Consider the following 11,569-nt stretch of genomic DNA (forward strand, 5'->3'; position numbering starts at 1 on the left):
TTCGTTTTTTAACTTTTGTGTCAAAAACGTGCTGTGAGAATGGCATTGGCTGTTCAGCGGATTAGTATGAACGTTCCAGGGTTTCTTCAATGGAACGTAAGCTTCGTTTAATGTGGGAACGCATGGCGGCTTCTGCCAAAACGCTGTTTTTTTCTTTGACGGCATTAAAAATGTCCAAATGTTCATTGAAAGATACAGACGGTTTGTAGTCAGGATTTTTGTATCCGCTGATTCTGCGATACCGTTCAATCCTGCTTTCAAGCTGATCCAGAAAACGTTTTGCGGTTGCATTTGTGCTGATGGCGTGCAAGATGGAATGAAATTCTGATCCGTATTTGACAGTATCTGTTTTGCGGCCCTTTACGGCAGCCAGCTTCATTAGTTCGATGCGGTCTTCAAGCTGATGAAGGCTCTCCGGTGTCACCAGCTGTGCGGCTTCGGCAGTGAGTAGTCCTTCAAGCGCTTCGCGCACTTTAAAAACCTCTTTAGCTTCAGCGAGCGAAATCGGGCATACGCGAAGCCGGCCGTTCGGCTGTTTACTGACCAATCCTTCAAGCTCCAGCCGGTAAAGAGCCTGGCGAAGAGGAGTTCGGCTGATGTTTAAACCCTTTGCAAGACTGTCTTCAGCAAGCTGTTCAGAGGGAGGGTATTCAAGTTCGATGATTTTCGTTCTTAATTCGTTGTAAGCGTAATCACTTGCAGACTGTCTTTTGACTGGATTTGAAGAGTGCATGAAAAAAGCTTTCGCCTCCTTTTTTCAGAATATAATTATTATTGTATACAATAATACAGATATGTCAATGTCATCCACGGAAGACCAAAAATATAATTGAAGATCAGCATCTCAATCAAGGCGCATTCATTTTCTGGCATTTCGTCTTTTTAAAATGGTAAAATATATCACAATCGACAAAGAGGCGATTCGCCTTTGTGCAAAAAGGAGGTCACCCAAAAATGAATCAAGCTCACGAACCCCTCCCGCTCGAATTTTACAACAAACCAACAATTGAACTCGCCCAATCCCTGTTAGGCTGTCTTCTCGTCAAAGAAACAGAAGAAGGGCCTGCTTCAGGATATATTGTGGAGACAGAGGCTTATAAAGGACCCGGGGACAGAGCGGCGCACAGCTACGGCAACCGCCGGACGAAACGTACGGAAATCATGTATCATGAAGCCGGCGTGGTCTATACGTATACCATGCACACCCACACACTCATCAATGTTGTAAGCGGAGGAGCCGATGAACCTGAGGCCGTGCTGATCAGAGCGCTTGAACCCCATGAAGGCCTCGCGCTGATGGAGAAGCGAAGGAGCGGAAAGAAACCGCGCGATTGGACGAACGGACCGGGAAAGCTGACAAAGGCGCTTTCCATCACGATGAACGATTACGGCAGACCGCTGACGGCGCCGCCGCTTTATATTGTAAAAGGGTATGAACCCCAGGACATTTTGAGCGGTCCGCGAATTGGCATTGACAACTCAGGTGAAGCGAGGGAATACCCTTGGCGATTCTGGATAAAAGGGAACCGCTATGTCTCAAGATAGTTAAAAGGTTTGGCTCCCGTTCATCAGGGAAAACAGTAAAAAAACAGGAGGGAGCCAAGCCATGAAAAAAATGTTTAAAAGCGCCGTCAAATGGGCGCCTGTCATCTATCCGATCGCATGGAAAATCATCAAAAACCGAAGAGAGAAAAAGAATCTGAAAGCCGGTTAAACCGGCTTTTTTTCTTGGAGAAAGGCCAAATTGACTTGAAAGCGCAACCATAATAGAATTTACTTAACTATGAGACAAATTTCACAAAAAGAATGAATATACCTCAGTGTATGGGTTTGTTCTCGGTTCAAGTATCTTAGTGGGAGGGTCTTTTTCTATGCTCAATGCTCGGCTTAAGCTTATCCTCGGCGAATTGATAGGAGCAGAATTACCGTTAACAAGCACATATTTGGCCAATGAGCTAAATGTGACCTCTCGGACGATCAGGTCAGATGTGAAAGAATTAGACCGGCTTCTCTCCAAAAACGGCGCTGCCGTCCAATCGATCAGAGGTGCAGGCTATCGGCTCTCCATCCAGAATGACCGCCTCTTTCGCCAGCTTCTGCAGCACACCTTTCATGAAGAGCTTTCTACTCCCGTTTTTCCGAATGAGCGTATTCTCTATTTATTAAAAAGGCTTCTCTTAACTGAGGAGTATGTCAAACTTGAAGATTTAGCCGATGAGATGTTTATCAGCAAATCGACGGTCCAAAACGATATGAGAGATGTGAAGAAAAGGCTTAAACCTTACAACATTGAACTGAAGATCAAACCGAATTATGGCTTTAAGCTGAAGGGAGATGAGATGAAGCTGCGATCCTGCATCGCAGAGCACCTTTTTCCAAAGCGGGAAACGGATATTGATATTATGAATACCCGGATATCCATTCTCCCAAAAGAAGAGCTTGCTATGATCCGTCAGACGATTTTAGAAAAAATAAGCGAAGAACAAATTTCTCTTTCAGATATCGGACTAAACAATCTTCTCATTCACGTCGCCATTGCATGCAAACGTATCCGCAGCGGCAAACATGTTTCTCTTTATTCCAAAGATGTAAAGGAGATTATGAATCATAAAGAATATGAAGTGGCGAGGGCGATTGTCCGCACTCTTGAACAAAAGCTGCAAGTGGCATTTCCGGAAAAAGAAACAGCATACATCGCCATTCATCTGCTTGGCGCGAAAAGGACGGTTATGGCCTCCATTCGCAGCGATACAATCGAAAACATGATGGATGAAGAGACAGACCGGCTGACGCAATTGATCATGAAAGCCATCGATCAAAAATTTACCCTCGGCATTGGAAATGACAAAGAATTAAAAATCGGTCTCGGCCTTCACCTGAAACCGGCTTTGAATCGCTGCAGATACGGCATGAATATCAGAAATCCGATGCTGGATGCAATTAAAGCCAATTATCCGCTCGCATTTGAAGCAGGGATTCAAGCCGGTGAAGTCATCAAAAAAGAGACGGGGTTTGACATTCAGGAAAGCGAAGTCGGCTATCTCGCCCTGCATATCGGCGCAGCCATGGAAAGACAAAACATGAACAGGCCCTCAAAACGCTGTATGATTGTCTGTGCGTCAGGAGCCGGAAGCGCCATGCTGCTTCAGGACAGACTGCGGGCAACATTCGGTTCAAAGCTTGAGATTCTTGGAACGGTTGATTACTACAAGCTGAATCTAATGTCGCTCCATGCACTCGACTTTGTCATCAGCACCATACCGCTGTCCGATGAGCTTCCCATTCCGGTGATTCAAGTGAACACAATACTGGGAGGGGGAGATTTAACGAAAATAGAACAAATGCTTGCCGAAGATGACGGAATCGCTTCGACATATACGAAAAAAGAGCTCGTCTTTTTGCAGGAAAGTCTGTCTTCAAGAGAGGATGTCCTCCGCTTTCTGTGCGGAAAAGTGACGCAATCGGGGCTTGCAGACGCGGAGCTTGAAGCCTCCGTCTTTGAACGTGAAGCCGTTGCGCCCACTTGCTTCGGCAATCTGGTAGCGATTCCGCATCCGATGACACCAAAAACCGATTCGACTTTTTGGGCGGTTTGCACGCTGCAAAAACCGATAGTCTGGGAGAATAAGAGGGTTCAATTCGTTTGCCTTCTTTGCGTGGAAAAGGACAATACAGCAAATTTGCAAGAGATGTACAAATTTTTGGGCCGTGTTTTAGATGACAGGGCGATTGTCCGGGAGCTTCTGAAATGCAAAACGTACGGGGAGTTTATGTCCGTCTTCAAAAAAAGCGGGCCGGCTCATCGATATGCTAAATGAAGATGTCCCCTTGTCTTTTTTCCTCTTCGCTGAGGAAAATCATTAAGTGTATATGAAAACGGTTTCATTATATGATGGAACTGTAAAAGAGATCAGACACGATACGTAAAAGGGGGACATATGAACATGAATATCTTATTAGCTTGCGCTGCAGGAATGTCAACGAGTCTGCTTGTGACGAAAATGGAAAAAAGTGCAGAGGAACAAGGCAAAGACTATAAAATCTGGGCCGTTTCCGGAGGAGAGGTTCAGAATCATATCGATAAAGCCGACGTATTGCTTCTTGGCCCGCAAGTCCGTTACATGCTCCCGCAATTAAAAAAATTAGGAGAATCGAAAGGTGTACCCGTCGATGTCATCAATACGGTCCATTACGGAACTTGTAATGGAGCAGAAGTGTTAAAATCCGCCGAACAGCTTGCCGGCTCTTAAAGGAGGCGGCACAAGTGAATAAGTTTAATGCGTTTTTAGAGGAGAAGGTCATGCCGGTTGCCGGCAGAATTGCCGCTCAGCGCCATTTGCAGGCTCTCAGAGACGGTATTATTCTGACCATGCCATTAATCATTATCGGATCGCTGTTTCTCATTTTAGCCAATTTGCCGATTCCGGGATATCCGGAATTCATGGCGGGGATTTTCGGCGATCAATGGGCTGAGAAATTAAGCTACCCGGTTAATGTCAGCTTTGACATTATGGCGCTGATCGCCACGTTCGGTATCGCGTACCGCCTGGCGGAAAAATACGATATTGATGCTCTGTCATCGGGCGCCATTGCCGTAGCAGCTTTTCTGCTTGCGACCCCATACCAGATTCCGTTCACACCTGAAGGCGCAACAGAGGAAATTTTAGTGTCGGGCGGCATCCCGATTTCATTAATGGGAAGCAAAGGTCTGTTTGTCGGCATGCTGATCGCGATGTTCTCCACTGAGGTTTACCGCTGGGTCGTTCAAAAGGATATTGTCGTCAAAATGCCGGACGGCGTACCGCCGGCTGTCAGCAAATCATTTATCGCTCTGATTCCGGGATTCGCCGTTATCGGCTCGATCTGGGTGGCGCGCCTTTTAATTGAAATGACGCCGTTTGAAAGCCTTCATAATGTTGTCAACGTACTTTTAGGCACACCTCTTTCCATCCTTGGAGGCAGTCTCGGCGGAAGCCTTATAGCCGAAACCGTGAAAATGCTGCTGTGGTCCTGCGGCCTCCATGGAGCAAACATTGTCGGCGGAGTGATGTCGCCGATTTGGTACGGTGCGATGGACGAAAACCGTCTCGCTTTCCAAGCCGGTGAAGCGCTCCCGAACATATTTACGACGCAGTTTTTTGAGATTTGGATTAACATCGGCGGCAGCGGTGCTACTTTGGCTTTGGTCATTACGATGTTTCTTAGGGCGCGAAGCAAGCAAATGAAACAGCTCGGCAGACTCGCCATCGGTCCCGCTGTCTTTAACATCAACGAACCGATTATTTTCGGCATGCCGATCGTCATGAATCCGATGCTGTTGATTCCGTTCATCGTGTCGCCGCTGCTAATGATAACGGCAACCTATATTGGAATGAGCACAGGTCTTGTCGCGAAGCCGGCTGGGATTGCCGTGCCGTGGACGATGCCGCCCGGTTTCTCCGGCTATTTGGCAACAGGAGGAAAAATTTCCGGAGCGGTCATGCAGCTGATTAACCTGTTGATCTCGTTTGTCATATACTATCCGTTCTTTAGAATGTGGGATAAACAAAAGCTGAAAGAAGAGAGCGAACTGGAGGCCGGAACGGCCGCAACCGACGGTCAACAGGTCAGTGTATAGAAAAGGGGTGCCAAGATGTCCGAGGAATTGGAACGAACGATATTTCAAATTATCCTTCACGGAGGAAACGGCAGGAGCTTTTGCATGGAAGCGATAGCCGAAGCTAAAAAGGGAGATTTCGCAGCTGCAAAAGAAAAGATCCGGGCAGCTGACGAAGAACTGATCAAGGCGCATCACTTTCAGACAGCTTTGATCCAAAATGAAGCGAAGGGGGCGAAAACCGAACCTTCACTGCTCATGATTCATGCCCAAGATCATTTAATGAATGCGATGACCATGAAAGATTTGGCCGCGGAGATTGTCGAGCTCTATGAAAAAATGAATGTCCACGGAGGTGTCAATTGATGAAAAAAGGATTGAAAATCGTAACAATTGGCGGAGGTTCGAGTTATACGCCCGAGCTTGTCGAGGGATTAATCAAACGGCATGACGAGCTTCCGGTCAGCGAGCTCTGGCTCGTCGATATACCGGAAGGGGAGGAAAAACTCAATATCGTCGGCACGCTGGCGAAGCGAATGGTCGAAAAAGCAGGCGTCCCGATCGAAGTCCATCTGACGCTCGACCGCAGGGAGGCTTTAAAAGACGCTGATTTTGTCACGACGCAATTCCGCGTCGGCTTGCTCGAAGCGAGAGCAAAAGATGAACGAATTCCATTAAAATACGGGGTGATCGGTCAGGAAACAAATGGCCCGGGCGGTCTTTTCAAAGGGCTTCGCACCATTCCGGTCATCCTTGAGATTGCAAAAGACATCGAAGAACTGTGTCCTGACGCGTGGCTTGTCAACTTTACCAACCCGGCAGGCATGGTGACCGAAGCGCTGCTCCGCTATTCAAATTTGAAAAAAGTCGTCGGGCTCTGCAATGTGCCGATCGGCATGAAGATGGGGGTTGCAAAAGCACTCGATGTTGATGAAAGCCGCATAGACATTCAGTTTGCAGGATTAAATCATATGGTGTTCGGACTCGACGTTTTCCTTGACGGCGTCAGTGTCAAAGACAAAGTGATCGAAGCGATGGCAGATCCTGAAAATGCGATGACGATGAAAAATATCTCCGGAGAATCGTGGGAACCGGACTTTATCCGCGGCCTTGGCCTGATTCCGTGCGGCTACCACCGCTACTACTATAAAACACAGGAAATGCTTGAACATGAACTGGAGGCTTCAAAAACGGAAGGAACGCGTGCAGAGGTCGTTCAGCAAGTTGAAAAGGAATTGTTTGAGCTGTATAAAGATCCGGAGCTGGCGATCAAACCGCCCCAGCTTGAAAAGCGCGGCGGCGCATATTACAGTGATGCCGCCTGCAACTTGATCAGCTCGATTTACAATGACAAGCACGACATTCAACCTGTCAATACGATGAATAATGGAGCGATCGCGAGCATTCCGGATGACTCCGCAGTGGAAGTCAACTGTGTCATGACGAAAAACGGGCCGAAACCGATCGCGGTCGGAGATTTGCCTGTCACCGTGAGAGGTCTTGTCCAGCAAATCAAATCGTTCGAACGCGTTGCGGCTGAAGCGGCTGTTACAGGCGATTACAACACCGCACTTGTGGCCATGACAATCAACCCGCTCGTTCCGTCCGACAAAATTGCGAAACAAATACTGGACGAAATGCTTGAAGCGCATAAACAGCATCTTCCGCAGTTTTTTAGATCTGTAGAAGCATAGGGAATAGATTTGAGGTTCCGGTGTGTCAGCCGGAACCTTTTCATTGTTATAGGCGCCGCCGTTCCCGCCTGGCTCGGCGAAACAGCGGCCGTCCCATTCATACTACATATTTGCGCTCGCTTCTTTTTCTTTTATCAGATCTGACCGCCGGGCTTTGGCAAGCTGAGTAAATATGAGAATGCCGATACCCGCAATGATTTCGATGAAGCCGCCGATTGCGATCACGCCTCCTGCACCAAGCGTTTTTGCGGCATACCCGCAGGCAATAGCCCCTAAAGGAAGCGATAGATTTGTGATCATATGGATGACTGCAAACACTTGAGGCTGGTCATCCCCTTCGACAGATGTCTGGATAATCGTAAATTCGGGGACATTGATCGAGCTGATGGCTGCCCCGAATGCAAAGGCGGCGAGAAAGACGAGCGGCAGGAAAGTATTCAGTCCAGCGATAAAATAAGCTGCCCCTTCAAGAATGCCTGCCGTAATAAAAAGGAGTCCGTACCTGTTGATTTTTACTTTTGCAAGGATAAATCCAAGTAAAAATGCTCCTCCTGCCGTCGTTGCCTTCAGCAGCGAGTGGATGAACGGCGTTCCGTTTAAATCCTCTGCAACATATACAGCAGAAAGGGCTTCCCAGGGTGAAGCCGCCAGGTTCATGAAGATGCAATAAATCGCCAGCGGATATAATATTTTGTGGTTTTTCACCAATGTAAATCCTCTTTTTAATCTCGCAAAATATGTACCTCTTTGAGCAAGGGACTCAGATTGTGATTGATTCCGGGTGATGCTGTATTTGATGCAAAGCACGAATAGGCCCGATATGATATAAAAGATAAATGAAAAGACCAAAGTCGTTGCAGGACCAATAAAAGTCAGCAGCACTCCGCATAATGTAACGGCTCCCAGCCTGATGATTTCTGAAGAAGACTGGAGAATCGCATTGGCTTTTTGGATGAGATTTTCGTTCACGATCTGCGGAATCAGCGTAATCGATGCCGGGTTATATGTCGCCCCTGTTGCCGAATGGATGATCATGAGCCCTAATACAAACCACATCGGTGAAAAGCCGTTTAAGTAGCAAATCGGTATTGTAATGACGACGGCTGCTCTTGTTAAATCCGAAAAATACATCCAGAATTTCAGGGCGCTTCTTTTGACTAATGGCCCTGTAATCGGCGCCAAAAAGGCTTCGGGGAGGAAAGTGACGGCAAGAAGCAAGGAGGTGCCGATTGCACCTTTTCCGTCAAAGATTAAAAACCATAAAATAGAGTTGAAGGCAAAACAGTCAGCCGAGATTTTGATTAGCCTGGAGATGAAAAGGAACGTGTAATTCTTTTCCCAGACGCTCAATTTTGTTTGATCCATCGTTCAGCGTCCTTTCTTGATTTGCGTATTACATGAGAACGGATAATCTCTCCTTTCTGGTATGATTATTGATAATTTTAACATAAAATATATAAAATGGAATCGTTTTGTGCTGGAGGATTGACAAGGCGTAATGAAAAAGAGGGGGAGTGGTGTGGAAACAGAGCCCGCCGCCGGCACATTTCGCGATAAGGGTGCAAGCCCTCTTTTTTGCAAAAGAGAGCTTAAACCGCTTAGCAGGACTGGCTGACTTTATCAACTTCAACTGTCCAGCCGAATGTGTCAGGCAAAGCGCCTTTTTGAATACCGGTAATCGTTTGGTAGAGCCTTTTGGCGATTTCTCCTGTTTGCCCGTTGTTGATCACAAGGCTTTCGTCTTTCCAGATCAGCTCGCCGACCGGGGAAATGACAGCGGCGGTTCCGGTGCCGAATGCTTCTTCAAGCAGGCCGTCTTTGTGAGCCTGAACCAGTTCATCAACTGAAATTTTTCTTTCTGTTACGGAGAGCCCCCATTGTTTTAGCAGATGGATGACGGAGTTTCTCGTAATGCCTTCCAAAATGCTTCCGTTTAGAGCCGGAGTGACAATTTCACCGCTGATTTTGAAGAAAATGTTCATGCTGCCTACTTCTTCAATGTATTTCTTTTCAACTCCGTCGAGCCACAGCACTTGTGAGAAGCCTTTGCTTTCCGCCACTTCCTGAGCCTTCAGGCTCGCCGCGTAGTTTCCGGCCGTTTTCGCATTGCCTGTACCGCCTGCCACAGCACGGACAAATTCGCTTTCAACGGCAATTTTTACAGGGCGGATGCCTTCTTTGTAATAAGATCCGACCGGCGATAAAATGATCAGCATTTTATACATATTGGACGGAGCGACGCCGAGGTAAGGTTCCGTTGAAATAATGAACGGACGGATATAAAGGGACGTCCCCTCAGCTTGAGGAATCCATTCTTTGTCGATCTGTACCAGCTGCTTCAGCCCTTCCAGAACGGTGTCTGGATCAACCCGCGGAATGCAGAGGCGGTCGTTGGATTTATTGAGTCTCTCGATGTTTTTTTCAGGCCTGAACAGAAGAACTCTGCCTTCGCTTGATAAATAAGCTTTTAACCCTTCAAAAACGGATTGTCCGTAGTGGTAAACCATTGCAGCCGGGTCCATTTCAATCGGCTGGTAAGGAACGATTCTCGGATCGTGCCAGCCGTTTTCAGCCGTATAGTCCATGATAAACATGTGGTCGGTAAAGGTCCGGCCGAATTCGAGCTTGTCAGCCTCTGGCTTTTGCTTTTTTGCTGTACTGAGCTGTACGCTGATCGTTTGTTTTGTCATATTCATTCTCCCTGCCGTTTCTAGTCTTTTTCCAAAAAATATTTATCTTCTATTTTAAACCTTCTCTTGATAATCGCAATAGATTTCAGAGAAATTTGTAAAATAGAATTTTTGGAAACTTTTAAAATTTAAATCGGACAAAAAAAGAATCCCCCATGGGGGATTCTTTTTTATGAAGACTTTTTATAAAACGCTTCGATCTCCTGATCGACGTAAACCCAGCCTTTCCAGCCAAGGTGGAGCGTATCTTTCAAGAAGTATGGATCATATTCATGATTCGTTAAATCAGCAACTTGAAAGCCTTCTTGTTCGATTTCTTTTTTGATCTTTTTATAGAAATCTGTCCGGCCTTTTTTAGGGAAGCCGGTATAGTCGTAAAATTTGCCGTGGACCGGAACCGAGATGAACAGCGGTTCTGCGCCGGATTCTTTCAGAACATCCATCATGAGATGGAAATCATGGAACTCAACGGACTCGGCATAGTTCATCTTTTTATTATGGCCTTTAAGCTTTTTCAGCTTCGGCTTCAACTTCTTATAAACGCCGTTTGAGATTTTAAACTCATTGTTGCGGGATTCTTTGGCGCCGACCTTTTCGGCCATCTGCTTTAATTCATCCCACGATTTGTTTTTTACATCTTGGGAAATGGTCCGCTTCGGTCCGTTTCCTTCAACCATGGAATAGTAGATATCCTTTTTCTCCAGAATGCTTCGGTAAGCTTTTGCCGGCGGCGTCAGAAGAGATAGCGCCACTTTGTCCTGATCGAGCTCGGCTTTAAAAAGCGCTGAAAGCAGAGCGTCATTTTTAACTGCATGAAATTTAAGCATGCGTTTGATGATTTTTTTCTTCAGCTCGGAATCGACATTTTGATTGAACACAAGATCGTATGCCTGCAAAGCTGAGAAGTTCGGCGCAAAGTGGGCTTCGTCCGAGCCGTGTTTTTGAAACCACTGCGGAGAAATAATGAAAATGATTTTCTTGCCCTTTAATTGATCAGACTGCGCCGCAAAGTTGATCGCGTGAATCAAGGACTGTGAACCGCCTTTCCCGACCAGGTAAGGCGTGAACCCTTGATTGTTTACTTTAAAATAGTTAGACGGATGAAATGCATCTAACCGGGACAATTCCGATGATCCGTAAATCGGAAGATATTTCGGATCTTCAAGCGCTTTGCCTTGAAGATACATACCCTGGAACATCATCGGGTTTATTTCTGTTGCTGAAGTTTCGACGCGATCTTTAGGAACCAGCTTTGCCAGCCATGCATTTGGGATCAAGATCGCGGTGAAAAAAAGTAAAAACGCCAAGATGATTGGCCCGAATAAAAAGCGCTTTTTCATTATCTCAACTCATTCAGCTGCTTTATGATTTGATTTGGCGTGTTCCATGCATCCCGGTCAAACTCTGTAATCGGCACTGTGATGTTAAAGTGGCTTTCGAATGCGAGCAGCAATTCCACCGTGCCGAAGGAATCGAGGATTCCCTCTTCGAATATATCAATATCCGGATTTTCCTTTACGATATCGTCCTGACATACCTCTGCTAAAACTGAAAGTACTTCTTGATTAAAATCCATTATGAAAATCTCC

Annotated in this window: 11 protein-coding genes; 6 read left to right on the top strand and 5 right to left on the bottom strand. The window is 46.4% G+C overall.

Annotated elements, in window-relative coordinates; genetic code table 11:
- Positions 1–61 precede the first annotated feature (61 nt).
- Entirely contained in the window at positions 62–733 is a 672-nt protein-coding gene (locus H2R00_RS16390; protein ID WP_003186304.1) for a GntR family transcriptional regulator, read from the bottom strand.
- Between the two features lie 221 nt (positions 734–954).
- Here H2R00_RS16390 and H2R00_RS16395 point away from each other — a divergent pair, with 221 nt between their 5' ends.
- The 6 genes from H2R00_RS16395 (at position 955) to licH (ending at position 7,290) form a co-directional block, all read left to right on the top strand.
- Positions 955–1,545: a DNA-3-methyladenine glycosylase gene (locus H2R00_RS16395; RefSeq protein ID WP_182069844.1), complete on the top strand. Its 591-nt coding sequence runs from the start codon at positions 955–957 to the stop codon at positions 1,543–1,545.
- Positions 1,546–1,871: 326 nt separating this feature from the next.
- Positions 1,872–3,818, top strand: a complete 1,947-nt coding sequence (locus tag H2R00_RS16400) for a BglG family transcription antiterminator (protein WP_182069846.1) — start codon at positions 1,872–1,874, stop codon at positions 3,816–3,818.
- Between the two features lie 126 nt (positions 3,819–3,944).
- Positions 3,945–4,250, top strand: a complete 306-nt coding sequence (licB, locus tag H2R00_RS16405; RefSeq protein WP_003186297.1) for a PTS lichenan transporter subunit IIB — start codon at positions 3,945–3,947, stop codon at positions 4,248–4,250.
- 14 nt (positions 4,251–4,264) lie between these two features.
- A complete protein-coding gene (gene celB / locus H2R00_RS16410; RefSeq protein ID WP_154996668.1) occupies positions 4,265–5,617 on the top strand; it encodes a PTS cellobiose transporter subunit IIC in 1,353 nt (450 codons plus the stop codon).
- Positions 5,618–5,632: 15 nt separating this feature from the next.
- Entirely contained in the window at positions 5,633–5,962 is a 330-nt protein-coding gene (locus tag H2R00_RS16415) for a PTS lactose/cellobiose transporter subunit IIA (protein WP_020453402.1), read from the top strand.
- Complete coding sequence (gene licH / locus H2R00_RS16420) at positions 5,962–7,290, top strand: 6-phospho-beta-glucosidase LicH (RefSeq protein WP_182069848.1); 1,329 nt, start codon at positions 5,962–5,964, stop codon at positions 7,288–7,290. Before H2R00_RS16415 ends, licH begins: the two co-directional genes overlap by 1 nt.
- A gap of 102 nt (positions 7,291–7,392) precedes the next feature.
- Here licH and H2R00_RS16425 read toward each other — a convergent pair whose 3' ends face one another.
- From H2R00_RS16425 to dltC, 4 genes are all read right to left on the bottom strand, one after another.
- Positions 7,393–8,655 (bottom strand): MFS transporter, encoded by a 1,263-nt coding sequence (locus H2R00_RS16425; protein ID WP_182069850.1) that lies wholly within the window; start codon positions 8,653–8,655, stop codon positions 7,393–7,395.
- Positions 8,656–8,888: 233 nt separating this feature from the next.
- Positions 8,889–9,980, bottom strand: coding sequence for a branched-chain amino acid aminotransferase (locus tag H2R00_RS16430; RefSeq protein WP_154997544.1), 1,092 nt, complete (start codon positions 9,978–9,980; stop codon positions 8,889–8,891).
- Positions 9,981–10,150: 170 nt separating this feature from the next.
- A complete protein-coding gene (gene dltD, locus H2R00_RS16435) occupies positions 10,151–11,320 on the bottom strand; it encodes a D-alanyl-lipoteichoic acid biosynthesis protein DltD (RefSeq protein WP_154997547.1) in 1,170 nt (389 codons plus the stop codon).
- Positions 11,320–11,556, bottom strand: coding sequence for a D-alanine--poly(phosphoribitol) ligase subunit 2 (gene dltC, locus H2R00_RS16440; protein WP_003186284.1), 237 nt, complete (start codon positions 11,554–11,556; stop codon positions 11,320–11,322). The genes dltD and dltC overlap by 1 nt, the downstream gene beginning before the upstream one ends.
- Positions 11,557–11,569 lie beyond the last annotated feature (13 nt).

It is taken from the genome of Bacillus haynesii (genome assembly GCF_014042035.1).
In the GTDB taxonomy this organism is placed as follows: Bacteria; Bacillota; Bacilli; order Bacillales; family Bacillaceae; genus Bacillus; species Bacillus haynesii.